Raw genomic sequence first — 24,596 nt, 5'->3', positions numbered from 1 at the left:
GACGCATCCTGGGAGGGAGTGGACACGCATGCACGAGGCAGGGGACATCACGATGCGGGTACTGGTCGCCGAGGACGAGGAGATCCTGGCGGAGCTGGTCGCGACCGGGCTGCGGCGGGCCGGATTCGCCGTCGACACGGTGTACAGCGGTGATGCCGCCCAGGCCTATCTGGGCCTGCACGACTACGACGTCGTCGTGCTGGACCGCGATCTGCCCCGGGTGCACGGCGACGACGTGGCCCGCGGACTGGTCGCCTCCGGCTCCCGGACCCGGATCCTGATGCTGACGGCCGCCGGGTCCATGGAGGACCGCGTCTCCGGGCTCGACCTGGGCGCCGACGACTACCTGGGCAAGCCGTTCGAGTTCCCCGAGCTCGTGTCGCGGGTCCGCGCCCTGCGGCGGCGCAGCGCCCGCCCCGTACCGCCGCAGCTGGTGCGGTACGGCATCCGGCTCGACACCGTCCGCCGCACCGCGAGCCGGGACGGCCGGGAGCTGGACCTCTCGCCGAAGGAGTTCACCGTGCTCCAGCTGCTGCTGGAGGCCGACGGCGGGACGGTCAGCGCGGAGGAGCTGCTGGAGCGTGCCTGGGACGCCAACGCCGACCCCTTCACCGGTGCGGTCCGCGTCTGCATGAGCAAGCTGCGCGGAAAGCTCGGGGAGCCCGCCGTCATCCGCACCGTGCAGGGCGTGGGGTACGCCCTGTGAAGCGCTGGGCCGGCGTGCCGCACGCCACGATCAGGACCCGGATCGCGCTCGTGTACGGGGGTGTCTTCCTGGTACTCGGTACGGCCCTGCTCGCCACGGTCAACCTCGCCTCCCGCGCCGGTACCGACTCGCAGGCCCGCGCCATCGCCCGCACCGCCGCGGTCGTCCAGCCCGGCTACGCGGTCAACGGCCCCCTCGTCACCCGGCGCAGCCTCGGGCCGCCGACCGTCTACGACCTCACCGACCACGTCAGCGACGCGGCCGGGCACCAGCTGCTCGTCTGGTCCGCGGCCGCCCTGCTGGTGATGACGGCGTGCGCGGTGGGTGTCGGATGGTGGACGGCCGGGCGGGTCCTGCGGCCCGTGCACGCCATGACCGCCAAGGCGCGCCGGCTCTCCGAGCACACGCTGCACGAGCGGATCGCCTCCAGCGGACCCGACGACGAGCTCAAGGAGCTGGGCGACACCTTGGACGCGCTGCTCGCCCGGCTGGAGAAGGCCTTCGACAGCCAGCGCCGTTTCATCGCCAACGCCTCGCACGAACTGCGCACCCCGCTGGCCACGCAGCGGGCGGCGATCCAGGTGGGTCTGGACGATCCGACGCCCGACGATCTCGTACGGACCCGGCAGACGCTGCTGGACAACAACCGGCGCAGCGAGCGCCTCATCGAGGGGCTGCTGGTGCTGGCGCGCAGCGAGCGGGGGCTGGCGCAGAGCGAGCGGGAGACCGTGGACCTGGACCGGGTGGTGGCCGAGGAGTCGGGCCGGCATCCGGGGGTGGCGCTCGACACCGAGCGCTGCGCGGTGCGCGGGAACCGGCTGCTGCTGGCTCAGCTGGTGGCCAATCTGCTGGCCAACGCGGTGACGTACAACGTCCCCGGCGGGAGCGTGGCGGTGTCCTTGGCCCGTGCCGGCGGCGGGGCGCTGCTGGAGGTGCGCAACACCGGTCCGGTGGTGGACGCGGCGGACATTCCCGGCCTGTTCGAGCCGTTCCGGCGGGGTGAGGGCAAGGACCGGATGGGGCGGGGCTCGGGGCTCGGGCTCTCGATCGTGCGCTCCATAGCGGTGGCGCACGGCGGTACGGTCACGGCGGTGCCGGGCCCGGAGGGCGGGCTCGCCGTGACCGTACGCCTGCCGCTGGATCAGGTGGTGGCGGCGACCCAGGCGGGCAGTGCGGCCAGCACCTCGCGGTAGAACGCGGCGTCCGCGACCTCGCGGGGCGCGGGGCCGGCGTGGAAGAAGCCGGCGTTCGGGGCGTCCAGCTTCCGCAGGAAGTCGAAGCCCTTCGACTCCTCGTCACCGAACGCGACGAACTGGAAGAACAGAGGCAGCCGAGCCGCCTCGTTGAGCGCCTGGCGGGCGGCCTGCTTGACGTCCGGCGGACCGTCCGTCTGGAAGATCACCAGCGCCGGGCCGGTGGCTCCGGACTTCTCGTAGTGGGCGACGACCTCTTCGACGGCGCGGTGGTAGTTCGTCCGGCCGAGGCGGCCGAGGCCCGCGTTCAGCTCGTCGATCCGGCCCTCGTGACCTTCCAGCTCCACCGTGCCGGTGCCGTCGATGTCGGTCGAGAAGAAGACGACCTGGACGGTGGCGCTCTCGTCGAGGTGCGCGGCGAGGGCGAGCGTGCGGTCGCCCAGGTGCTGGGCGCTGCCGTCCTTGTAGAACGGCCGCATGGAGCCGGAACGGTCGAGCACCAGGTAGACGGTGGCGCGCAGTCCGGTGAGTCCGTGCGCCTTCAGCCCGGCCTGCGCCGCCTTGTACGGGGCGACGAGCTCGGGCGCGCGGGCCTTGACCTTGGCGAGGGTGAGCGCGGGCTTGCCGGCGGGGGCCTCCGCGGCGACCGGTTCGGGTGCGGCGAGCGGCGCGGCGGTAACCGGTTCGGGCTCCGGGAGCGGCGCGGCCACGACCGGCTCGGGCTCGGGGGTGGCCTCGGCCGCGACCGGCTCGGGCTCCGGGAGCGGCTCCGGTTCGGGTTCCGGGTCCATGTCGATGGTGATCGGCTCGGGCTCGGCGGCGGCTGCGACCGTCTCGATCTCGGCTGCCGCCGCGACGGTCTCCGGCGCGGCGGCGGGGGTGACGGTTCCGGGTGCCGTGACGGCTTCGGGTTCGGCGGCGGGGGCCTCGGCCGGGGTCTCCTCGGCAGGCGCCTCGATCACCGCGACGGGGGCTTCCGCCGGGGTCTCCACGACCTCGGCTTCTGCTTCCGCCCCGGCCGTTGCTGCCTCGGCCTCGGCCACGACCTCGGCTTCCGCCGCGGCCTCCGGCGCAAGCGGCTCCACGACTTCAGCGGCCTCGGAGGGCTCAGCGGTCTCGGCCGGCGCCGCGACCTCCGCGGGCTTCGCGGCCTCGGCGGGCTCGGCGGCCTTCGTCCGGGACCCGGACCCCTGCGACGGAACCGTGGGAACGGTCTTGGGGGCGGGCGCGGCGGCCTTGTCGAAGGCAGCGGCGACGAGGTCGGCCGCCGCTCCGCCGTCGTCCGCGGTGGACCGGGACGCGGGGGCCGGCACCGACGCCTTGACGGCCGGAGCGGGTTCGGCCGCCGGCTCGTCCACCGCCACCGGCTCCGGGGCCAGGGTGCGCTCGCCCTGAGGCGGGACCGTGGCCGTCGTCGGCTCGTCCTGCTCCGTGCGGTCACGGCCGAACACCTTGCGCAGCAAGCTCCGAATGCCCATGGGCGAGGCCTTTCGCATGAGTTGGGTGCGATGAATGTCCGTACTGCGGGAATTGATCCCTGGCCAGGGCGGATACGTAAGGTTAGCGGCCGGATCCGGCCCTTCGGTGGCACGGCCCGCCTGTGGGACAACTGAGCCGCAACCGATCCCGGACCGAGTCCTCGGGCTGTCCGGCCCGGGCCGGGGCGGCTGTGGTGAAGGACCGGTGCCGGTCCTTCACCTGTACCTGTCACCTGTCCCTGGGGGGTGACGACTTGTGCCGGTCCCGCGCGTGTCCACCGCATTAGAGTCGGACCCATGGTTTCCGGTGAGGCGCCACAGGCGGCAGGCAGCGTTCGGGTTGATGTCTGGATCTGGTCGGTCCGGCTCACGAAGACCCGTGCGCAGGCAGCGGCCGCCTGCCGCGCGGGTCATGTGAAGGTCGCCGGTGAGCGGGCCAAGCCCGCCCAGGCGTTGCGCGTCGGCGACGAGGTGAGGCTGCGGCACGACGGCCGGGACCGGGTCGTCGTCGTGTCGAAGATCGTGAAGAAGCGGGTCGGGGCACCCGTGGCCGCGGAGTGCTTCGTCGACAACAGCCCTCCCCCGCCGCCGCGCGAGGCGGCGATCCAGGTTCCCGTACGGGACCGGGGCGCGGGCAGGCCGACGAAGCGGGACCGGCGCGAGATGGACCGGCTGCGGGGCGCGGGTCCCGAGCCCTCGGAGTGACGGTGGTCGAGCCTTCCGGTTGACGGTTCCCGGGCCCTCCGAGTGGCGGGCGCGGCGTGTGGGCCTACGGCCGGGGTGAGGCGATGGCCCGGGCCGCCGCGACCTCCTGGCGCAGCGGGGCGAGTACGCCGTCGTCGTCGCCCGGGAGTTCGGCGCGCACCTCCACGAGGACCTCGCTCGCCCGTATCCCGTCCGCCAGTTCGACGAGCTGACGCCGCACCACGGCCACTTCCTCCGGTTCCGGTTCCGGGGCCCCGTGGTTGACGCGTACGCGGGCTGCCGTCGTGGCGTCCACGATGCGTTCCACGGCGACGACGAGCGGCCACCAGGCGGCGGCGCGGGTGCCGGTGGGGGGCGGCTCGGTCAGGGCGCGCTGGAACTCGGAGCGTACGGAGGACAGATCGCGGTAGATGCGGCGGCGGACCCGGACCCGCTCGGCCCGGTCGCCGTCACCGCCCGGCTCGAACGCGTACGCGACGTAGTCCGCGATGTCCGTGACCGCGTCGGCCAGCCGGTGGCCGATCCGGGTGTGCCAGCTCTCCGGCCACAGCAGATATCCGGCCACCAGCACGATGGCGCAGCCGATCAGGCTGTCCAGGAAACGCGGCCAGACCAGGTGCACGCCCTGGTGGTTCAGCAGATCGGACAGCAGCAGGATGACCGGGGTGACGGCCGCGGTCTGGAAGGCGTACCCCTTCGCCGTGAGCGCGGGGATCAGAGCGGCGAGCAGCGCCATCACCGGTACGTCCCACCAGCCGATCGGCACCTCCGCCAGCACCGGCGCCGCGATGACGAGTCCCGCGGCCGTGCCCACGGAACGCAGCACGGCGCGGGAGAACACCGAGCCGAAGTCGGGCTTGAGGACGAAGGTGACGGTCAGCGCCACCCAGTAGGAGCGCGGCACGTCGACCAGCGAGGTCAGCGCCTGGGCCAGCCCGATGCAGAGCGCGAGGCGCAGTCCGTACCGCCACGAGGGTCCGGACAGCAGGACGTTGCGGGTGGCGCGGCGGACGCGTACCCCGAGCGCGGCGGGCCGGCCCAGCCGGTCGTCGACGTTGTACGGATCGGGTTCGGCCTTGTGGACGACCGCGAAGGCGTGGCGCAGTGCGCTGTCGACCGCCCGGGTGGCGGGCGAGTCCGGGGCGGGCAGGTCGGGTTCGGCGCCGGTGGTGCGGCCCTGGGCCACGTCCGCGGCCAGGGCCCGCACCGCTTCAGGGATCGCCTCGGGCAGCCGGAGCCGCCGCACGTGGACGGCGGGAGCCGCCTCGACCAGTGGGATGACGACGTTCAGCTGGGACAGCATCCGCACCATCGCGCCGCTGCGGCCGTGGTAGCGGGCGCGGCGCGCGAGGATCAGGTCGTAGGAGGTGTTGAGGGATTCCGTGACGGCCTGTCGCTTCTCCTCGTAGGCGTCGGTGCCCGCGGCGGCGAGCAGGTCGGCGACCGCGCGATAGGTGCCCGTGACAGCGACCCGTTCCGGCAGCTTCCGCCGCAACGGCCAGGCCAGCAGGGTCAGGGCGAGGACGAACAGCCCGCCCAGCGTCAGCAGGAGCGGCGCCACCCACCACGGGTCCGGCATCGGAAGTCCGGCGCCCACCACGGAGTTGAGCAGGAGCAGCAGACCCGACACGGAGGCGACGGCGCCGATCGTCGACATCATCCCGGAGGCCAGGCCGATGAGGGTGAGCACCGCGACGGCGGCCCAGCCGGTCCCGTACACGAGCGTGCCGATCATGATGCCGAGGGCGCCGAACAGCTGCGGCACGGCGATGTTGAGGATGCGCATCCGGTACGCGTCGGCGGTGTCGCCGATCACGCCGGACAGGGCGCCCATGGAGGCCAGCGCCCCGTACACCGGCCGGTCGACGGCGAATCCGACGGCGAGCGGCGCGGCGAGCGCCACGGAGGCGCGGGCGACGGCGGCCCACGGGATGGGGGTGGGCTGCGGACGCAGGCCGTAGCGGAGCCAGACGGGCGGCATGGCCCGCCGCTGGGCCGGGGTGGGGCGGACGGTGGAGCCGGCGGCCGTCACCGGTGGCGCGACGCCCCCGAGCCGGCTGCCGAGGCCACCGGGGCCGCCGGCTTCGGTGCCGTCGTCCCCGCCCGCGCCGTCGTCCTTCGCGCCCGCGTCGGCTCCGGTGCCTTTCAACGCGCCCCCTTCACCGTTCGGCGGTCAGCTTCGATACCGCTCGGCCTCGTCGGCCGGGCGGGCCCGTTCCGGTGAGGGGTCCTCGCCGGACCCGCTCAACGCACGGCGCTGCCGCGGCAGGTGTCGGCACCGGTCGAGCCCGGTCTCCACGGTACGCAGTCGTGCCCGCCCGTCGGCGGCGAGGCCGGGTTCCGGGGCGGCGCGGCCGAGCGGACGTCTCGGACGGACCCCTTTCGACGGCGGTCGGTGAGCGGGCGGGGGCCGTCTCCGGCGGAGCCCGCTCACGGGACCGGGCGGAGCCCGCTCACGGGACCCTCTCGGCGGTGTCCGCGAGCGGGCGGGCTTCGTCCCTCCCGGAGCCCTCTCAAGGGTCCTCTCAACGGTGTCTTCTCACCGGAGCCCTCTCACCGGTGTCCGTGGTCCCGCAGCACGATGACGGTCTTGCCGCGCGCGCCGCCGGTGCGGTTGCGGTCCAGGGCCTGGGGGGCCTTCTCCAGGGGGAGCTCGATGTCGACGGGGACGCGCAGGATGCCGTCCGCGGCGCCCGCGGCCAGCACGTCGAGCAGGACCGGGCTCGGATCGAGGCGGAAGTCGATGCCCCGCACCCTGCCGGGGAGCCGCGCCGCGGCCGCGACGGCGCGGGTGGAGAGCGCGATGGCGCCCGGCCGGAGCGCCTCCGCGTGGGCGGCGAACGCCTCGGGGCTCGCGGAGGCCAGGTCCGCCAGCGCGTCGATGCCGTCCGGGCAGGCCGCCCGTATCGCGTCGGCAGCCGGACCCTCCGTGACGTCGATCGTGGCGGCGGCGCCCAAGGAACCCATCCTGGACCGCTCGTTGCCGCGCACCGCCGCGATCACGCGCACGTCCCGGGCCTTGGCGAGCTGGGTCAGACAGCTGCCGACACCGCCCGCCGCACCGACGACCAGCAGGCTCTCGTGGCCGCGCAGCTCCACCGCCTCCAGGATCTGGGCGGCGGCCATCCCGGCGGACGGCAGCGCGGCCGCGATGCGGGAGTCGAGGCCGCGCGGGACGAGGGCGATGGCGGAGTCCTGCGGCACGCAGACGTAGTCGCAGTACGTCCCCGCACCGGCCGCCGGACCGCCGGACCGGCCGAAGACGTGGTCGCCGACCCGGAAGCGGTTGTCGCCGCTGCCGATCATGTCCACCCGGCCCGCGTAGTCCGCGCCGACGACCAGCGGGAAGGTCTGGGGCGCGAGGCCGTCCAGGGTGCCGTCCGTGAGCTGCCAGTCGTGCGGGTTGACCGAGGCGTACTCGATCCTGATCCTTACCTCGCCGGGTCCCGGCTCCGGCTTGGGGACCTCGACCAGGCTGGGATCGGACCGGAACGTGCTGACGGCGATGGCGCGCATACGGAAGACCTCCCAGTAGCCCCCGGCAGTCACCCCCTCCACTCTTCCCCGGCCCGCCTGAGCCCGCACCTCGGCGTGTGCGGGCCCGGGATTCCGGCCGCCGACCCGTCCGGATCTCAGCCCCCGTCGTGCAGTTCCAGGGCGACGAGGAGCGCCCGGTGGTCGGTGGCGGCGAGGCGCAGGAAGCGGGCCGAGCGGACCGAGAACTCCTCGCTGACCAGCACATGGTCGATCTGGGTGCGCAGCGGCGTGGCGCGGTCGGCGGGCCAGGAGTACGTGCGGGAGGAGCCGGCGAGGCGGGCGCTGTCGTGCAGGGCGCCCGCGTCCAGGACGGCCCGGAAGGCGGCATGGTCCTGGGAGGCGTTGAAGTCGCCCGCCACGACGGCGGGCCGTTCCCGGACGGCGGCGGCGAGGTCGCGGATCCGGCCGAGTTCGCGGCGCCAGACGGACACCCCGCCGGGGACCGGTGGCATGGGGTGCGCGAGCTGGAGCCGCACCTCCCGGCCCGCGACGACGGCGACCGCGCCCGGCATCGCCATCGTGCCCCCGACCCGGCCCGCCGGCCGCAGCGGGAGCCTGCTGAGGATCGCCGAGCCGAGCGAACCGTCGAGCCGTACGACGTCGCGGTACGGGTACGAGGCGGCCGGGACACGGGCCGCGAGGGCGTCCGCGCACGCGAAGTCGCACTCCTGGACGAAGACCACATCGGGCCGTTCGCGGCGGACCGTCGTGATCAGCGCGTCCGTCGCGCCACCGAACTCCACGTTGGAGGTGAGGACGTCCAGCCGGGCCGCCACCGGACCGTGGGCGCCCGTGCTGCCGGGGCCGTACGGGCGCACGAACCACACGGTCATCGCGAGCGCCACCGCCGCCCACACCAGGCCGCCGCGCCACCGGGCCAGTGCGGCCAGGCCGAGACCGGCGGCTCCGGGCACCAGGAGCCAGGGCAGGAAGGCCAGGGCCTGCGGGACGGGCGTCGGGCCGTCGGCGTCGGCGGCCCGGAAACCGATCACGAGGCTCACGCCGGTGAGAAGGAGCGCGGCCGCGCCGAGCGGGACGTTTCTCGGGACGGCGGCCCTCTCGTGCCCCGGACGCCGGGACAGCGGTCCCCTCATGCCCCGGACGGTACCGGCAGCACCCGCTGGGCCCAGATCCGTGCCGCCACCGCGCACACGGCCACGGCGAGGCCGGTACCGAAGACGATCCACACCGTGGTGCGCAACGAACCCGTCAGCGCGTCGTACACCGCCGCCGCCCCGTCGGTCTCGCTGCCGGGCACCTCGGCCAGCACCCGGTTGCGGGCCAGCGCGATCGCCCCGCGCAGCACCAGCGCGCCGAGGGCGAACCCGGCCCCGGCGACGGCGGTCGCGGCGAGCGCGGCCAGGACCGAGCCGCGACGGCCGGGCCCGCCGCGCACCCAGGCCAGGACGATGGCGAGCAGGGCGAACACGAGCGTGCCGACCGCCGGCCACACACTGGCGGCCCGCAGCCACCGGAAGCTCTGGCGCATCTGGTCGGCGCGGTCGGCGGAGATGATCCGGATGTCGGTGTGCTGGACGGGGATCTGGTCGGCGAACGGCACCCCGTTGTCCACCAGGTTCTGCTTCACCTTCTCCGTCACGGGCGCCAGATCGATGGTGACGCTCTCGCCGCTGTCGCCGTCCAGTGCCGCGGTGACGGCCTCGTGGGCGGTGCGGTTGGCGGCGTTCCAGGCGGCCTGGAACGCCTCGGTGGTGGTGAAGGACTGCACGGCCTGGTGGAGGAAGTCGCGGACGGTGTCCTGGAGCGGGCCGACGTCGATCTGCTTCATCGCCTCGTCGGTGATCAGGTCGGCGACGGTGTTCTGCACATCGGGATCGGAGGCGAGCGGCGCGACCGCGGCCACATAGCGGTCGGTGTCGTCGATCTCCAGATCCACCCAGGCGGAGAGCGCGCTCAACGGCACCAGGACGGCGAGCAGCACCAGGAATGCCACCGAGAGAGCCGCAGAGAAGTAGGTCCGCACCTCACCAGGGAACCGCGGATGCGGGCGCCGCGCCCCGGGCCGTAGGCCATCCGAGTTGCCGGGGACGACGGCCGGGTGTGCCCTTGAAGAGAAAGCGGGGGCGACGGAAGGAGCTCGCTGCCATGGCCGCACACGCTTCGGTGCAGGCACGCGGAACACATGCGCGTGCCCGGCGCCATTCCACGCTCAGCTGGGCCGTGCCCGTCACGCTCGGCGTGATCCTCGGCTGGTACGCGACATCCATCGTCCGCGGCGGCGGTGTGCTGACCGGCACCCAGCTCGCGCTCGGACTGGTCTCCGGCGCCGTGCTCGCGGCGCTCTGCTTCGGTCTGGGCCGGGTGCAGAAGCGCCTGCCTGCCGAGCTCGCGGCAGCCTCTTACGGGGCGCTGTTCGGCGGTTCGATCGGCTTCCTCTACAGCCTGTCCGACAAGAGCGTGCTGGCCGCGTCGGTGCTGGGCCTGCTGACCGGGGCCGCGATGCTGCTGGCCGCGTTCTACGTCTTCTACACGCGGAAGAACTGACGCTCGCCCGGCATGGAGCGCCGAGGCTCTCCGCAACGGAGCCCTGCGCCCCGGCCGGGACGCGCGTCCCGCTGGGCACACGCTGGACGGGCTCCCCACACGCCGGACGGGCCCGCGCCTCGGCGGCGCGGGCCCGTCCGGCGTGTCTGCGCCGTGGTCGTGGTCAGTCGCGGACCACGGTCACCGGGCACGCGGCGTGCTGGGTGACGTGCAGGCTCACCGAGCCGAGCAGGGTGGCCTTGAAGCCGCTGTACCCGCGCGCGCCCACGACCAGCAGATTCGCGCCCTGGGCCCGGTCGAGCAGGGCCTGCGCCGGGTTGCCGATCACCACGACCTTGCTGACCGCCGCGGCACCCGAGGCTCCGAGGGCCTCCTCCAGCGTCTCGGTGAGGGACACGGTGGCCAGCGCCTGCGGGTCGAAGTCCTCCGGCAGGCCCGGCATCATGGACGCCCAGCTGGTCGCGGGGTACTCCCAGCTGTTGACGGCCTCCACCGTGTCGCCGGTCAGCTCCGCCTGGCGTACGGCCCAGTGCAGTGCCTTGACCGACGCTTCGGAGCCGTCAACGCCCACCACGATCCTGCCCATGTCTGCCTCCAGCTCGGTTCCGTTTGGTCAAGCGGACGCGTCGTACGGAATCCCCGCACGACGCACCTTCTCCCGCAACTGTAGTCAAACCGGACGAAAGGAAAGTCTCCGGGGTGGTCAGTCGAAGCGGTCAGTCGAAGCGGAGGTCGGCCAGCTGCCGCTCGAAGGGGACCACCTCGTCGTCCAGGCCGAGGGACCTGGAGGCCCCGGAGACCGCCCGGCCGCCCGTGATCGCCTGCGCGAGCTCGCCGCCCGCACGCCGGATCCGGGCCGGCAGGCCCTCGGTGTACTCGTCGCCCGACGAACCCCAGTCCTCCGACGCCGCGTACACCGACGTCGGCAGCGTGACGGCCCGCAGGTAGGCGAAGAGCGGACGCATGGCGTGCTCCAGGACCAGCGAGTGCCGGGCGGTGCCGCCGGTCGCCGCGACGACGACCGGCTTGCCGGTCAGCGCGGTGTTCTCGACGAGGTCGAAGAACGACTTGAACAGGCCGCTGTACGAGGCGGTGAAGACCGGGGTGACGGCGATCAGGCCGTCGGCCCCCGTCACCGCGCCGATGGCTTCCTCCAGCCTGGCCGACGGGAACCCGGACACCAGGTTGCCCGCGATGTCGACGGCCAGGTCGCGCAGTTCGATCACCCGGACCTCGACCGGGCGGTCCTGCTCGGCGTCCAGCCGCTCCCGGGTGGCCGCGACCAGCCGGTCGGCCAGCAGCCTGGTCGACGAGGGGCTGCTCAGTCCGGCCGAGACGGCGACGATCCTCAGCGGTTCGGTGGCGAACACGGTGTCAGCTCTCCTTCGCGTCGGTGGCGGCGGCGACGGCCGGGTGCAGGGGCGCCGACTCGGGCACCCCGGCGGGCCGCAGGTTGGCGAACTCCTTGCGCAGCACGGGCACGACCTCCTCGCCGAGGATGTCGAGCTGCTCCAGGACGGTCTTGAGCGGCAGTCCCGCGTGGTCCATCAGGAACAGCTGGCGCTGGTAGTCGCCGACGGCGTCCCGGAAGGACAGCGTCCGCTCGATGACCTCCTGCGGGGAGCCGACGGTCAGCGGCGTCTGCTGGGTGAAGTCCTCCATCGACGGCCCGTGTCCGTAGACCGGCGCGTTGTCGAAGTACGGGCGGAACTCCCGTACCGCGTCCTGCGAGTTCTTGCGCATGAACACCTGGCCGCCCAGGCCCACGATGGCCTGCTCGGCGGTGCCGTGGCCGTAGTGGGCGTAGCGCTGCCGGTAGAGGTTCACCATCTTCTTCGTGTGCTCGATGGGCCAGAAGATGTTGTTGTGGAAGAAGCCGTCGCCGTAGTACGCGGCCTGCTCGGCGATCTCCGGGGAGCGGATGGACCCGTGCCAGACGAACGGCGGCACGCCGTCCAGCGGGCGCGGCGTCGCGGTGAAGGACTGCAGCGGCGTACGGAACTTCCCCTCCCAGTCCACGACGTCCTCGCGCCACAGCTTGTGCAGCAGGGCGTAGTTCTCGATGGCGAGCGGGATGCCCTGGCGGATGTCCTTGCCGAACCAGGGGTAGACCGGCCCGGTGTTGCCGCGTCCCATCATCAGGTCGACGCGGCCGTCGGCGAGGTGCTGGAGCGTGGCGTAGTCCTCGGCGATCTTCACCGGGTCGTTGGTGGTGATCAGGGTCGTCGAGGTGGACAGGATGATGCGCTCGGTGCGGGCCGCGATGTAGCCGAGGGTGGTCGTCGGGGAGGACGGGACGAACGGCGGGTTGTGGTGCTCGCCGGTCGCGAAGACGTCGAGGCCGACCTCCTCGGCCTTCCGTGCGATGGCGACGGTGGCCTTGATCCGCTCGTTCTCGGTCGGCGTCGTGCCGGTCGTCGGGTCGGTGGTGATGTCCCCGACGGTGAAGATCCCGAACTGCATGGCGCCCGCCTCCAGGTGATCGCTTCAGGTGGTTGAACGTTGAACTAACTGAACACACCCTACAACGGAGCACCCCGCTTCCCTATTCCGCGGTCGGCCGCCTCCCCGTTTCCGCAGCCGGGCGCGGGCCGTGCCGCGGCCGGACAGGGACCCTGTTCCACGGCCGGCCGGCACCCCGAAGGGTGCCGGCCGGCCGCGGCTGCGTCCCGTACGGGACGGGTCTTGCCTACGGAGTCACGATGGGGAAGGACGTGTCGGCCTCGGCGAGCACGGAGAACAGTTCGTCCAGCACCGCCGGGTCCCCCTCCGTCCGCACACCTTCGAGCCCGCGCCCGGCGAACACGCCGAGCAGCTGTGGCTTGGTCAGTGTGAGGGTGAGGCCGGCCGGGGTCCTGGCCGGGGAGGTGTCCGTGGTGGCGCGCTGGGTCAGGGCCCCGTTGTGCAGGGTGAGGCGGTGGCGGGTGTGCTGGTCGGTCAGGTCCAGGTCGATGACCAGGTCCTTGTCCCAGGAGCGCGGCCCGTCGACCCGTACCGCGATCGAGTCGACCAGTTGTTCGACGGTGAGGGCCATCGCCACCTCGGGGTTGGCGGGGTCCAGGAGGTTGGTGTCCGGGCCCTCCTCCAGCTCCATGGCGCCCATCAGGTAGAAGTTCCGCCAGGTGCCGTTCTCCGAGCCGTGCCCGAGCCTGCGGTAGACGGCGGCCAGATCGGAGCGGGCCTGCCGGTCGGAGCCGTCGGCGAAGACCACGTGGTTCAGGAGTGTCGCGGCGAACCGCAGATCGCCCTGCTCCACGTACTTCGCGGCCTTGCCGACCACCTCGTCCGCGCCGCCCATGCACTCCACGTACCGAACCGCCGCCGCGACCGGCGGGTGCTCCCAGAGGTGGGCCGGGTTGCCGTCGAACCAGCCGAGGTAGCGCTGGTAGATCGCCTTCACGTTGTGGCTGAGCGATCCGTAGTAGCCGCGCGCGTGCCAGGAGTTCTCCAGTGCGGGCGGCAGCTCGATCTCCTCCGCGATCTCGGGACCCGTCAGGCCGGCGTTGAGCAGCCGCAGTGTCTGGTCGTGCATGTACGCGTACAGATCGCGCTGGACGGCCAGGAACTCCACCACGTTCCCGGCGCCCCAGGTCGGCCAGTGGTGTGAGGCGAAGGCGACGTCCATCGAGTCGCCGAAGAGCTCGATCGCCTCGTCCAGGTAGTGCGACCAGATCCGCGAGTCGCGTACGACCGCGCCGCGCAGCGTCAGGATGTTGTGCATGTTGTGGGTGGCGTTCTCGGCCAGGCACAGCGCGCGGCGGTCCGGGAAGAGGAAGTTCATCTCGGCCGGGGCCTCGGTGCCGGGCGTGATCTGGAAGACGATCCGTACGCCGTCGACCGTCTCCTCCTGGCCCGTACGGGTGATGTCCACGGTCGGCGGGATGAGCGTGATCGTCCCGGTGGAGGTGGTCATGCCGAGCCCGGCGCCGAGCTGCCCGTCCGGCGCCTTGTCGATCCGGTCGCCGTACATGTACACGGCGCGCCGGGTCATGGCGTTCCCGGCGTACACGTTCTCGCTGACCGCGTGCTCCAGGAACCCGGTGGGGGCCAGGATCGGAAGGCCGTCCTCCTCGCCCTCGGCCAGCACCCCGCGCGAGCCGCCGAAGTGGTCGGCGTGCGAGTGCGTGTAGATCATCCCGGTGACGCGCCGGTCCCCGCGTTCGCGCCGGTACAGGGCGAGTGCCGCGGCGGCGGTCTCGGCGGACAGCAGCGGATCGATGACGATCACACCCGCGTCGCCCTCGACCAGCGTCATGTTCGAGAGGTCGAGCCCGCGCACCTGGTAGATGCCCTCGGCCACCTCGTACAGCCCCTGCCGGGAACAGAGCTGCGCCTGCCGCCAGAGGCTGGGGTGCGCGGTGTCCGGGCAGTCGCCGTCCAGGAACGCGTACGCGTCGTTGTCCCAGACGACGCGGCCGTCGCCGCCCTTCACCACAGCGGGTTCGAGCGCGGCGACGAACCCGCGGTCGGCGTTCTCGAAATCGGTCGTGTCATGGAACGGAAGTTCGCTCATGACAACTCAGTAGAACCCAATCGGGTTATCTATGCATTTCATCCCATTTTCTATGAATGGGGTGTCGGCCGGTGCGTACGCTGAACCGGTACGGAGGCCACCCGAGCCCCGGGCGGACGGAGGCGGACATCGGAACCGGAGCGGGAAGCGGTGGCGGAACCGGCCTCGACCGTGCGGCGGACCGGGAGTCCGGGGCCGGGAGCGCGCTGTTCTTGCTGGCCGAAGACGTGCCGCCCGACCTGCCGGCCGCGGTCGAGGCTCGCTACGGCCGGGCTTCGCAGGGGAGCGGCGTTACCTGTCGTGGCTTCTCCTGCGTACCGGTGAACGGGGCGACCCGGCGCTCATTCGGCTGCTGGGTGCAAGCGAGGGCGACAGTGGCGGGATCTGCTGTACACGGCGGTGCAGCGCGAACTTCGGCTCCCGGCCGCCGAGTTGCACCGGCTTGCCAGGGCTCTCGGTGAAGCGGAACCTCTCGTGGACGCGATGGGCCTGTCCGGTGACCTCGGCGTCGCCCCTTCCTCGGCGGCCTGCTCGACAGCAAGGCCTTGGGAGGGCGCGCGGCTCTGGCGCTGGGAAGGCTCGGAGCGCGCGAGTGGACGGTGCCCGTCGCGAGGCGGTTGCCCGGCACCACGGGACATCGTGGCCCTGGAACTGCTGGACGACCCCGGCCGTATGACGGAAAGGGCCTCGACGACTGGCCGGGTACGGACCACTTCCAGGTTCGGCGATCCCTCACCTCCTCAGTGCGCTGTCCTGCTCCTGTCGAGGGCGGAGGACAACCGGGGGCCGGAGGAAGGGTGGAGCACGGCGTTCAACGAGGTGCTGGCCGGGACGGCATGCCCCGTCCCGCAGGCGTAGTCGCCGAGGGCCGGGTCCCGCGCCGTCGAGGACCTGGACGGGTGCTTGTTCGTGCTCTTCCGGCGCGGATGGCCGAACTCCTGGCGGTGGCGGAAAGTCCTCGCGCCCACGCCCCGGCGCCCCGCTAAACTCGGCCCATGACCTCCGTACCGTGCCGGAACGGGTGGCGCTCCTCCTAGGAGCGGCCACCTCTTCAGCGCGGGACCAGGGCCGTTCGTCACGGACGGCCCTTTTTCTCTGCCTCTTCCGGTACGGGCTCCGAGCCCGGCGGGGGCCGTCCTCCACGCACCCACCATCGCGAGGAGAGACCAGCCATGACCACGACGCACCCCGCCCCCACCGTCACGCTCGACGACCGGATCCGGGCGGACCCCGCCGCCTTCCGCGTCCTGACCGGCGACCGGCCCACCGGGGCGCTCCACCTCGGGCACTACTTCGGCACCCTCCACAACCGGGTGCGGCTCCAGGACCTCGGGGTGGAGGTGTTCGTCCTCGTCGCCGACTACCAGGTGCTCACCGACCGCGACGTGGCCGAGCGGCTCACCCCGGTCATGGAGGGACTGCTGCTGGACTATCTGGCCGTCGGCATCGACCCGGAACGTTCGGTGATCTTCAACCACAGCGCGGTACCCGCGCTCAACCAGCTGATGCTGCCGTTCCTGAGCCTGGTCTCCGTCGCCGAACTGGGCCGCAACCCCACCGTCAAGGACGAGATCGCGCACTCCCGGCAGGCCGCGGTCAGCGGTCTGATGTTCACCTACCCGGTCCACCAGGCGGCCGACATCCTGTTCTGCAAGGGCAATCTGGTGCCGGTCGGGCAGGACCAGGTGCCCCATCTCGAACTGACCCGGACCGTCGCCCGGCGGTTCAACGAGCGCTACGGACCACTGTTCCCGGAACCCGAGGCGCTGCTCTCCGCCGCGCCTCTGCTGCTCGGCACCGACGGCACCAAGATGAGCAAGAGCCGCGCCAACTCCGTGGCGCTGAGCGCCGACGAGGACACGACCGCCCGCCTGATCAAGGGCGCGACGACGGACGCCGAGCGGCACATCACGTACGACCCCGAGGGGCGGCCCGGGGTGTCCGGACTGGTGCGGCTCGCCGCGCTCTGTCTCGACCGGGACCCGCACGACGTGGCCGAGGCGATCGGGGGCGGGGGTGCGGCGGCTCTCAAGCGGACCGTGACCGACGCGGTCAACAGCCGGATGGCGCCGATGCGGGCCCGACGGGCGGAGTACGCGCGGGACATGGGCTACGTCCGGTCCGTGCTGCGGGCCGGCAACGAGCGCGCCAACGCCATCGCCGACGCGACGCTCGCAGAGGTGCGGGAAGCGATGGGGGGCCTGCGCTAGCGGTGGTCCTCCGGCGGCCGGCCGTCGCGGGCCACCACGTCCAGGATCAGCGCCGCGATGTTCCACGCGTCGTCCGCGCCGCTGTGGTGCCGGCCCTCCAGCGGGAGTCCCGCGATCCGGAGGGCCTGCGCCATGCCGGGGCGCCTGCGCAGACCGTGGGCGGTGGTGAAGGGGATCTTGGCGTTCGTGTGGCGGCGGCCGAAGGGGTACGGGGTGCCGGTCGCCCGGCACTGGCGGATGAACTGGTTGCGGTCGTAGTCGCCCCAGCTCGCCCAGGGGCGGGCACCGGCCCGGTGCTCGGCCGCCAGCAGCCGGCAGGCGTCGGCGAAGGCGAGCCCGGTGTCCACCTCGGCCTGGGTGAGGCCCGTCAGCTCGGTGCAGAACGCGCTGACCGAGGAGCGGGCCGGGCGGACCAGGATGCGGTGGCGGGCGAGGCGCTCGCGGGCGCGCAGGTCGACGACCGTCAGCCCGATCTCGATGATCTCGCTCACCGCCCCCGGCGGCGGCTGCCCGTCCCAGCAGGTCGCCTCGATGTCGACGACGTTGAGGAGGTGCGGCTCCGGTCCGATGTCCATGGGGGGCAGGGTAGGAGGCCGGGGCGGACCGGGCATCCGGATATCGAGGGTGCGCCCCGCCCGACGTCAGTACCGGGTCAACGAACCGCGTCTGCGCAGGAGTTCCGCCAGGCCCCGCCGGGTCGCCGCGATGACCACCCGGTCGGTGGACTGGAGGACGTAGCCCGGGTGCAGGTTCCAGACCAGCCCGCCCGGACGGGACTCGGTGCCGCCGCCCGTTCCCGGCGCGGCCAGGTCCGGCCGCCGGTCGGCCGGCGGGGCCGTGTCCAGGGCGAGGACCCGCCAGGCCCCGGCCCGGAACGCCTGCTCCACCGTCCGGCCCTCCAACTGCGGGTGCCCGGCGACCTCGACCGCGGCGAACAGCATCACCTTCCGTTCGACCGGCACCGCCCCGAGGATCTGCCGCCCCATCATGGCGACGGCGAACGAGGGCGCCGCCAGATGCGAGACCGACCGGGAGCGGGTCAGCGCCTGCGGGTGGGCGGTGCGCAGGGTGCGGTAGACGGCGGTGGCGAACTCGTCGTCGAAGAGCCGCAGCGTCACCCGCAGATCCGGCTTGACCGAGCGGGCGTACAGCGCGGCCTCCAGATTCGTGGTGTCGATGCTCGTCAGGGCGAGCAGCGCGCGGGAGCGCCGGATCTTCGCGGCCTCCAGGACGCCCTCCTGCGTGACGTCCCCGATGACCACCGGCACGTGGAGCCGCCGCGCCACCGGGATGCCGCGGGCGTCCGGGTCGTCCTCCACGCACACCACGGGGATGCCGAGCTCGCGGAGCTGGACGAGGACACGCGTACCGATCTTGCCGAGCCCGAGCAGCACCACGTGCCCGGACAGACCGCGTGGCGGCCGGCGCAGGGACGAGGCCGTGCGGAGCGAACCGAAGGCCTCCAGCACCCCGGCGACGAGCAGGGGCAGCAGCATCAGTCCGGCGACGCCCGAGAGGAGCTGGATGATCTGGCGGGCGGTCGGGTCGCCGATCGCCGGGTCGCCCATCGCGAACAGGTCGAGCAGGGTCAGATAGGTGGCGTGCAGCGGATCGTCCCCGGTGGTGAAGGACGACGCCACCGCCAGGCCCAGGACGGCCAGGCCGACGCCCAGGGCGGACCAGCGCAGCCGTCGTGAGAAGACCTGGCTCAGGGGTGCGCCCCGGCCGCCCATCCCTCGTTCCCTGCCGGCGGGGCCCGACTGGCTGACGGCCTCCAGGACGATGGTCCCGCGCCCGGTCGCGGCGGCCACCTGAGCCTCGTCGGGCAGGAGCCGGGGGCCTTCGTCGCCGCTGCTGTCGGAGCCCTCGGTGCCGGCCGGGTCATGAGTGGTGGAGGAGAGCAGGGCCAGCGTGCACAGGGCCGGCCGGACGGCCTGGCCGTCGCGGGGCGGGGTGCGCTCGGCGGCCCGCAGGAGCAGGCCCTCCGCCTGGATCACCTTGCTGGACCCGGCGAGCGCGGTCGCGGCGAGGGCGGGGGCCGCGGTGTCGGCGTCGGACAGGACCGTGGTGGAGGCGTCCAGCGCGGCGTGGTCCAGCCCGGGCGAGGCGACGGCGGCCGCCTGGTCCAGCAGGGTCTCCAGATGCTGGCCGAGCTTGCGGTTGTAGAGCCGGATCACCAGCCGGAGGCGGGGGTTGAGCCTGCGGGCGGTCAGCGCGGCACGGATGTTGCGTTCGTCGTCGTCGTAGACGAGGGCCAGGGCGGCGGCCGTGCCGACGCCGGCGTCCTCGAAGGCCTCGTAGGAGGGTTCGGCCGCCTGGAGGATGCGTACCGCCTCCACGCCGGCGTTGGTGTCGCTGTCCCCGCCGCCGGTTCCGCCGTTGCCCACCCCGGTCCCGCCGTTGCGGCTCATCGCCGACGACATCCGGCCGAAGAGGGCGGCCGCCCGGCCGCGGCCGCTCAGCGGCAGTTCGCGTCCGGCCGCGCCGGGCTCCGGCGGAAGGACCAGGGTGACGCGCTCCCCGTAGACGTACCGCAGTTCCACGGCGAGCCGCTGGGCGAGCGCGTCGTCGCCGCAGACGACCATGTGTCCGGAGAACGGGGAACGTTGGGGCTGCTGCGGAAGTGGAGACACATGACCCAGCATGCCCTGTTCCCTTCAGGAGTCCGGCAGGTGTCACTGGTCCTCGTGTGTCCCGGCCGGGGGCCGGGCGAGCATATGGCGCGGATCGGCCGCCCGGCTGATCGCCGTCTCGACGGCCGCGATCCGGTCCGCGAGCAGGCCGAGTGCGGCCACCGCGCGGGTCAGCGGGTCGCCGTCGGGTCCGCCAAGCGCCTGGGTGCGTACGTACGAAGCGGTGACGGCAGCCCAGCGCTCGGCCTGCGAGGCGCTCAGCGTGCCGCGCAGAGAAGCGAGTTTCAGCAGGGCGGCCTCGGCACCCGTGGTGAGCGTCTGGGCCTCGCCCGCGTAGTGGTCGTCGATGACGGCGGACAGCTCGGCGTCGTTCATCACGGGCACGATGCGCTCGGCGATGCGGTTCATGTTGCGGTATGAGCCCTGGAGACGGAACGGCGGCTCGGTGCGCGTCGCGTCCGTCCGGGCGGCCGAGGCGATGTACGCGGCGTTGACCGCGAGGACGGTGTCGCGGGCGTGCAGCAGATGGCGGAGCACGGCGGTGATCCGGTCCACCTCGGCCGGTGTGCAGGGGTGTTGGAGCCGGTCCGCGGGGGCCGTGGTGTCGGTGCCGGAGGCCAGTCGCAGGAGCAGTGCGAGGTCCTCGCGGGACCGTCCGGCGAGCGGGGCCAGCACGGGGTTCGCGGTCAGCGCGTTCTCGACGAAGCTCAGCGCGAAGACGTCCTCGCGTCCGCTCAGCACCTCACCCAGATTCCAGACGTCGGCCCGGTTGGCGAGCATGTCGGGGACCCGGAACCGTTCCCCGGACTCGGTGTACGGGTTGCCCGTCATGCACACCGCGAACCGCTTGCCCCGCAGGTCGTGGCGGCGCGGCTCGCCGTCCCGCACACCCTCGATGCTGCGGGTGGCGTCGCAGAGCGGGATGAACTTCTGGAGCAGCTCGGGAGAGGTGTGCTGGATGTCGTCGATGTGGAGCAGGGTGTTGTTGCCCGCCTCCAGAGCGAAGTTGATCTTCTCGATCTCCTGACGCGCGGTCGCGCTGCGGGCCTGCGCGGGGTCCAGTGAGGTCACGTCGTGGCCGAGGTTGGGGCCGCTGACCTTGACGAGGACCAGCCCGAGCCGGTCGGCCACGTACTCCATGAGCGTCGTCTTGCCGTAGCCGGGCGGCGAGACGAGCAGCAGCAGGCCCTGCGAGTCGGTGCGCCGGCCGGGGTCGGCGGTGCCGAGCTGTTTGGCGAGGCTGTCGCCGATCAGCGGGAGGTACACCTCGTCGAGCAGCCGGTTGCGGACGAAGGCGGACATGACCCGCGGCCGGTGGTCGTCCATCCGCAGCCGGGCGCGCTCGGCGGTGACCAGCGCGGTGCGCTGTCGCTGGTAGGAGCGGAAGCCGGGGACGGTGAGGGTGCGGAACTTCTCGGTCCGTGCCAGGAGTTCATCGATCCGTAGGGTCAGCCGGCCCCGTTCGATGCGTGGGTGGACGCCGAGGAGGCCGTCCACGGTCGTGGTGAGGGGCGCGTCGCCCTCGTACCGGGTCAGGAGCGGTTCCGGGCACAGCTCGACGGCGACGGCCTCCGCGAGATCGCCCGCGTCCAGGTCCGTCCCGCTCGCCCGGGCGTACGAGGTGAGCCAGCCCTCGACGAGCTGGCGGCGGGCCGGCAGATCGTCCACGAGAGCGGACAGATCCTCGTCGTACGCCGAAGTGCCGGTCGTACGGCGGAATTTGTCGAGGAAGGTGCGGACGGATACGGCGGTGACGAACCCCGCAGGTCCGCTCGTCAGCTCCTCGAAGAGATAGGCGGCGACGGTGTGGGAGCCGTCCCCGGGGATCACGGCGGCCCACTCCTCCTGGAGGGCGGCTATGGCCGGGGTGAGGCCGAAGGTCTCGCGGGCGCGCGCCAGTGAGCGGGCCCGGCGCGTCCAGGACGTCCGGCGTGCGTCGTCCGTCCCGTACGCCCAGAACAGCTGGGCGGCGGCCCGCACGGCGGGCGGGATGCGCCGCAGCCCCGCGGCCGCGTGCAGCCGCAGCAGGGCGGCCAGGATCGCGGTGGCGTCCTCGTCGTGGACACCGCGCTGATACCCCTCGTCGTACGAGGCAGCGGCCGACTCCCTTACGAGAGCGCCCAGTTCACCGTGGTCCAGGGAGCCCAGCCGGTCCGCGCCGTGTTCGGACAGGAGCCGGGCGGCCAGGTGCTCGCCCCGGTAGACGGACGGGGACTCGGAGGGCAGCAGCTGGTCCCAGTAGGGGCGGGTGGCGATGAAGTCGGGATCGGTGACCGGGGCCCGGTAGTCGGTTCCGGTGACGGCGAACGCGAGCCCGTCCCCCTGCGGCACCAGCGTCAGCTCGAACGGCTGGGTGTTCACCGCGAAGCGGTGCCGGCCCAGCCGGATCGTCGCCCCGCCGTCCGCGTACAGCTCGCTGCGGTCGCGCAGGGCCCGGCCCGCCTCCTGGCGGGCGGCCAGCAGCTGTCCCTCCAGCTCCTCGGCCCTGACCGTGTCGCCGAGCCCGCGCAGCTCATCGGCGGTGCGGCGGATCTTGGCGACCATCGGGTCGGAGGCGAAGTACGTGTGCACGGCGTCCGTGTCGGACAGCGCGGAACCGCGGCGCGCGACGGTCTCCAGCACGCGGGCGGCCGAGGCCGCGAGGCGTTCGGTCCGGCGGGCGAGGGCGTCCTGAAGGGTCTGCCGACGGGCCGAGAACGCGTCGTACACCTCCGTCCGCCGCTCGCCCAGCTCGGCCAGGAAGTCGTCGAACTCGGCGAACCGGCCTTCCAGGTTCTCCAGCTGGAGCAGCAGCCGGGCGAGCTGGTCGTCGCAGGCGCCCGGGGTGTCCGCGGCGGCCAGCGCGGCCGTGACGGCCTGCCCGAGCAGGGCGAACTCGGCGGCGAACTCGGCCCGGCCCTCCTGGTCGAGCAGCGCGCGCCGGCGGGCGTCGAGGGTGGCGCGGGCCCGGTTCACCCCGCCGAGCACCTCCGCGATGCGTTCCAGGATGGAGGTGCGGACCACACCGTCACCGATGTCGAGCCCGGCGACGACGTCCGTCACCGTGCCCAGCCCGTCCGTCAGGCCCGCCAGCCGCTCGCCGAGCGCGGTGGCGTCAGCGACGGTGGCGAGGGAGGCGGCCTCCTCGGTGAGCCGGGCGACGTCCTCGTGGTATCCGGCGAACGCGTCGTCCCCGGAGAGGAACGCGACCGCGCGCCGGCCCGCCGCGGTGAGGCCGTCGGCGGTGGCGGCGGCGAGTTCGGCGATCTTCCCGGTGTCCGCGTACCGCATCTCTTCGAGCGTCGCCACATGGCCCTGTGCCGCCCGTAGTTCGGTCAGCCGGTCGACCCACTCCACGGCCGACCGCGGGACCTCGCCGCGGACCCGTCGCACGAGTGCCGTGATCCGGTCCGCAGTCTCGGCGAGCGCGTCGGCGGCCCGCCGGGTCTGCTCCTGTACGGCGCCGAACTCGGCGAGCACCTGCTGTGCGGTGTCGCGCAGCGACGCCAACGGCTCAGCGAGCGAGCCGAGTTCGCTCTCCTCCAGCCAGTGGTACCGGTCGGCGGTCCGGGAGCAGTCGGCGACCAGCTGCGCGTACACGGCGTCGGTCGGCGTGGTCCCGTCGGCGCTGTGCGCGAGGGCGAGGCAGTCGGAGATACCGCGCACGAGATCGGCGTTGCCGACCCGGGCGAGCGGTCCCGTCCCGACGGGGCGGGAGGCGGCGTAGGTGTCGGAGACGTACGGCGTCTGCCAGCGCTGCACCGGGTGAACCCGGGCGGGACCGCTGTCGGGGCCCTCCACGGGGTCCCGCAGAAGCACCAGCGTGCCGTCGTCGAGCAGTGCGTGGCCGCGGCCCTGGAGCGGGGTGGCGACCTCCTGCCGGATCACGTTGTACGGGAGCAGCAGGCTGCGCCCGTCCTCCCGCGAACGGAACGCGTACAGGACGTCCTCGCCGTTGGGGGACCGGACGGCGCCCTCGAAGACCGGGTCGGTGAGCGGCCGGGCGATGTCGAAGGTCTTGGCGGTGCCGGCGGTCAGGTAGTAGCCGCCGGGAAAGATGATCCCCTGGTCCTCGGGGAGCCGGTGGCAGGCGGGGCCGATCCCGTCCAGCCGCTGGACGGTGCCGAGGAGCCGGTTGAAGACGAGATGGCGCCAGGACTCCTCCTTGTACGGACGGATGCGCAGCAGCACGAGCGGACCGCTCTGTGCGTAGGCGACCTCGGCGTCGGCGAGCGACTGGAGGGGTTCGGTGACCGGCTCCCGGTAGATCCCGTCGGGGGTCTCCGTGTCGTCGGCGGTCTTGAGCGTGAGATGACCACCGAGCGTGGAGACGAAGAGCGGGGCGCGGTCCCGGTCCCCGGTGCCGATGGCGATGTGCGGGTGCCGGCCGGGGACGTGTGCCTCGCGCCCCGCGACGGTCCAGGTGAAGTCGTGCGACGGCGGGAACACGTGGTCGCGCTCGCCGCGGGCGTCGAGGAAGGCGCCGGGTGAACCGTCGGCGTCGAGCGCCCAACGCAGGACGCGGATGTCCTCGGCGGTGTCGCCGGTACGGAACACGGCGAGGAGCCGGCCGTCGGTACGGCGCAGGCGGAGCAGCCGGGCGTCGCGGTAGTAGCGGTGCAGGCCGGTGAACTCGCGTACGAGTGCTTCGTCGTTGAGCAGCCGGTCGCTGCCCGGGGCGAGGCCGGGGCCGTACAGCGCGAGGACGTCGGTGACTGCGGGCGCGTCGCTCCGGCCGGGGCCGCGCTCGAAGCCGAACAGGAGGTCTCCGCCGATCGCGACGAGGTCGCGGGGGATGGAGGGCTGCTCGGTACGGACCCGCTCGCTGCCGAGCAGGCGCAGTCCGGTGGAGCCGAACTCCTCGGTCCTGCGCTCGTTGAGCGCCTCGGCACGGCGGGCGAGCTCGGCGGCCTGGGTGCGGAGCCGCCGCCGCAGCACGTCGTAGACCCCGTCCTCGGGGCCGTCCGGGGGTGGCGGGGTGGCGGTGTCCATGCGGTGCGGCTCCTTACGGGGCGGATGTGTGGCCTGCGGCCGGCTCTTGTCCGCAAGCGCCGGACGGGCTTGATGCGGTGCCGGGTTCCGGGGTGTGCGGGTGGTGGTTCCGGCTGTCTGTCCTCAAGCGCCGGACGGGCTGCAC

At 73.1% G+C, this 24,596-nt stretch carries 18 protein-coding genes; 5 read left to right on the top strand and 13 right to left on the bottom strand.

Translation table 11 applies throughout. The annotated features are described in order from the left end of the window. Positions 1 to 52 precede the first annotated feature (52 nt). Both ACGFZA_RS23170 and ACGFZA_RS23165 read left to right on the top strand, forming a co-directional pair. A complete protein-coding gene (locus ACGFZA_RS23170; RefSeq protein WP_385278019.1) occupies positions 53 to 706 on the top strand; it encodes a response regulator transcription factor in 654 nt (217 codons plus the stop codon). Further along, positions 703 to 1,899, top strand: coding sequence for a sensor histidine kinase (locus ACGFZA_RS23165; RefSeq protein WP_385277928.1), 1,197 nt, complete (start codon positions 703 to 705; stop codon positions 1,897 to 1,899). The genes ACGFZA_RS23170 and ACGFZA_RS23165 overlap by 4 nt, the downstream gene beginning before the upstream one ends. Here the strand turns inward: ACGFZA_RS23165 and ACGFZA_RS23160 are convergent. Then, positions 1,848 to 3,377, bottom strand: coding sequence for a VWA domain-containing protein (locus ACGFZA_RS23160; RefSeq protein WP_393681586.1), 1,530 nt, complete (start codon positions 3,375 to 3,377; stop codon positions 1,848 to 1,850). The genes ACGFZA_RS23165 and ACGFZA_RS23160 overlap by 52 nt on opposite strands. A 297-nt stretch (positions 3,378 to 3,674) precedes the next feature. Between ACGFZA_RS23160 and ACGFZA_RS23155 the strand changes: the two genes are divergently transcribed. Further along, positions 3,675 to 4,082, top strand: coding sequence for an RNA-binding S4 domain-containing protein (locus ACGFZA_RS23155; protein WP_385277932.1), 408 nt, complete (start codon positions 3,675 to 3,677; stop codon positions 4,080 to 4,082). A 64-nt stretch (positions 4,083 to 4,146) separates the two neighbouring features. On the opposite strand, the gene ACGFZA_RS23150 is transcribed toward ACGFZA_RS23155, so the two are convergent. The 5 genes from ACGFZA_RS23150 to ACGFZA_RS23130 form a co-directional block, all read right to left on the bottom strand. Then, a complete protein-coding gene (locus ACGFZA_RS23150) occupies positions 4,147 to 6,063 on the bottom strand; it encodes an FUSC family protein (protein WP_385278021.1) in 1,917 nt (638 codons plus the stop codon). A 192-nt stretch (positions 6,064 to 6,255) separates the two neighbouring features. Then, a complete protein-coding gene (locus tag ACGFZA_RS23145) occupies positions 6,256 to 6,516 on the bottom strand; it encodes a DUF2630 family protein (RefSeq protein WP_385277934.1) in 261 nt (86 codons plus the stop codon). A 119-nt stretch (positions 6,517 to 6,635) separates the two neighbouring features. Further along, the gene (locus ACGFZA_RS23140) at positions 6,636 to 7,598 is read right to left on the bottom strand and encodes an NADP-dependent oxidoreductase (protein WP_393681909.1); all 963 of its coding nucleotides are present in this window, start codon (positions 7,596 to 7,598) and stop codon (positions 6,636 to 6,638) included. Positions 7,599 to 7,714: 116 nt separating this feature from the next. Then, complete coding sequence (locus ACGFZA_RS23135; protein WP_393681583.1) at positions 7,715 to 8,713, bottom strand: endonuclease/exonuclease/phosphatase family protein; 999 nt, start codon at positions 8,711 to 8,713, stop codon at positions 7,715 to 7,717. Beyond that, positions 8,710 to 9,603, bottom strand: coding sequence for a hypothetical protein (locus tag ACGFZA_RS23130; RefSeq protein WP_385277938.1), 894 nt, complete (start codon positions 9,601 to 9,603; stop codon positions 8,710 to 8,712). Before ACGFZA_RS23130 ends, ACGFZA_RS23135 begins: the two co-directional genes overlap by 4 nt. A gap of 122 nt (positions 9,604 to 9,725) precedes the next feature. Here ACGFZA_RS23130 and ACGFZA_RS23125 point away from each other — a divergent pair, with 122 nt between their 5' ends. After that, a complete protein-coding gene (locus ACGFZA_RS23125; RefSeq protein ID WP_385277940.1) occupies positions 9,726 to 10,124 on the top strand; it encodes a hypothetical protein in 399 nt (132 codons plus the stop codon). A gap of 163 nt (positions 10,125 to 10,287) precedes the next feature. Here ACGFZA_RS23125 and ACGFZA_RS23120 read toward each other — a convergent pair whose 3' ends face one another. The 4 genes from ACGFZA_RS23120 to ACGFZA_RS23105 all read right to left on the bottom strand — a co-directional run bounded on the left by ACGFZA_RS23120 (position 10,288) and on the right by ACGFZA_RS23105 (position 14,637). After that, positions 10,288 to 10,710: a universal stress protein gene (locus ACGFZA_RS23120; protein ID WP_385277942.1), complete on the bottom strand. Its 423-nt coding sequence runs from the start codon at positions 10,708 to 10,710 to the stop codon at positions 10,288 to 10,290. 130 nt (positions 10,711 to 10,840) lie between these two features. Continuing rightward, positions 10,841 to 11,494 (bottom strand): FMN reductase, encoded by a 654-nt coding sequence (locus ACGFZA_RS23115; RefSeq protein WP_385277944.1) that lies wholly within the window; start codon positions 11,492 to 11,494, stop codon positions 10,841 to 10,843. A 4-nt stretch (positions 11,495 to 11,498) separates the two neighbouring features. Further along, positions 11,499 to 12,587, bottom strand: a complete 1,089-nt coding sequence (locus ACGFZA_RS23110) for an LLM class flavin-dependent oxidoreductase (RefSeq protein WP_385277946.1) — start codon at positions 12,585 to 12,587, stop codon at positions 11,499 to 11,501. A gap of 226 nt (positions 12,588 to 12,813) precedes the next feature. Next, positions 12,814 to 14,637: an alkyl/aryl-sulfatase gene (locus tag ACGFZA_RS23105; protein ID WP_393681579.1), complete on the bottom strand. Its 1,824-nt coding sequence runs from the start codon at positions 14,635 to 14,637 to the stop codon at positions 12,814 to 12,816. Positions 14,638 to 15,809: 1,172 nt separating this feature from the next. On the opposite strand from ACGFZA_RS23105, the gene trpS reads away from it, so the two are divergent. Beyond that, positions 15,810 to 16,847: a tryptophan--tRNA ligase gene (trpS, locus tag ACGFZA_RS23100; RefSeq protein WP_385277950.1), complete on the top strand. Its 1,038-nt coding sequence runs from the start codon at positions 15,810 to 15,812 to the stop codon at positions 16,845 to 16,847. On the opposite strand, the gene ACGFZA_RS23095 is transcribed toward trpS, so the two are convergent. From ACGFZA_RS23095 to ACGFZA_RS23085, 3 genes are all read right to left on the bottom strand, one after another. Beyond that, positions 16,844 to 17,422, bottom strand: coding sequence for an exonuclease domain-containing protein (locus ACGFZA_RS23095; RefSeq protein ID WP_393681577.1), 579 nt, complete (start codon positions 17,420 to 17,422; stop codon positions 16,844 to 16,846). The two genes, trpS and ACGFZA_RS23095, sit on opposite strands and share 4 nt — an antisense overlap. 66 nt (positions 17,423 to 17,488) lie before the next feature. Further along, a complete protein-coding gene (locus tag ACGFZA_RS23090) occupies positions 17,489 to 19,492 on the bottom strand; it encodes an NAD-binding protein (RefSeq protein ID WP_393681575.1) in 2,004 nt (667 codons plus the stop codon). Positions 19,493 to 19,522: 30 nt separating this feature from the next. Then, a complete protein-coding gene (locus ACGFZA_RS23085; RefSeq protein WP_393681573.1) occupies positions 19,523 to 24,451 on the bottom strand; it encodes a DNA repair ATPase in 4,929 nt (1,642 codons plus the stop codon). Between the last annotated feature and the right edge of the window lie 145 nt (positions 24,452 to 24,596).

Origin of the sequence: Streptomyces sp. NPDC048211 (genome assembly GCF_043202315.1) — a bacterium.
GTDB lineage: Bacteria > Actinomycetota > Actinomycetes > Streptomycetales > Streptomycetaceae > Streptomyces.
This window is presented reverse-complemented; position numbering and strand designations above follow the sequence as displayed.

Coding starts and splice junctions, on each gene's coding strand:
- ACGFZA_RS23095 (WP_393681577.1), bottom strand. CDS start 17,422: ATGGACATCGGACCGGAGCCGCACCTCCTCAACGTCGTCGACATCGAG.
- ACGFZA_RS23105 (WP_393681579.1), bottom strand. CDS start 14,637: ATGAGCGAACTTCCGTTCCATGACACGACCGATTTCGAGAACGCCGAC.
- ACGFZA_RS23155 (WP_385277932.1), top strand. CDS start 3,675: ATGGTTTCCGGTGAGGCGCCACAGGCGGCAGGCAGCGTTCGGGTTGAT.
- ACGFZA_RS23125 (WP_385277940.1), top strand. CDS start 9,726: ATGGCCGCACACGCTTCGGTGCAGGCACGCGGAACACATGCGCGTGCC.
- trpS (WP_385277950.1), top strand. CDS start 15,810: ATGACCACGACGCACCCCGCCCCCACCGTCACGCTCGACGACCGGATC.
- ACGFZA_RS23120 (WP_385277942.1), bottom strand. CDS start 10,710: ATGGGCAGGATCGTGGTGGGCGTTGACGGCTCCGAAGCGTCGGTCAAG.
- ACGFZA_RS23085 (WP_393681573.1), bottom strand. CDS start 24,451: ATGGACACCGCCACCCCGCCACCCCCGGACGGCCCCGAGGACGGGGTC.
- ACGFZA_RS23170 (WP_385278019.1), top strand. CDS start 53: ATGCGGGTACTGGTCGCCGAGGACGAGGAGATCCTGGCGGAGCTGGTC.
- ACGFZA_RS23150 (WP_385278021.1), bottom strand. CDS start 6,063: ATGCCGCCCGTCTGGCTCCGCTACGGCCTGCGTCCGCAGCCCACCCCC.
- ACGFZA_RS23160 (WP_393681586.1), bottom strand. CDS start 3,377: ATGGGCATTCGGAGCTTGCTGCGCAAGGTGTTCGGCCGTGACCGCACG.
- ACGFZA_RS23140 (WP_393681909.1), bottom strand. CDS start 7,598: ATGCGCGCCATCGCCGTCAGCACGTTCCGGTCCGATCCCAGCCTGGTC.
- ACGFZA_RS23110 (WP_385277946.1), bottom strand. CDS start 12,587: ATGCAGTTCGGGATCTTCACCGTCGGGGACATCACCACCGACCCGACG.
- ACGFZA_RS23135 (WP_393681583.1), bottom strand. CDS start 8,713: ATGAGGGGACCGCTGTCCCGGCGTCCGGGGCACGAGAGGGCCGCCGTC.
- ACGFZA_RS23090 (WP_393681575.1), bottom strand. CDS start 19,492: ATGCTGGGTCATGTGTCTCCACTTCCGCAGCAGCCCCAACGTTCCCCG.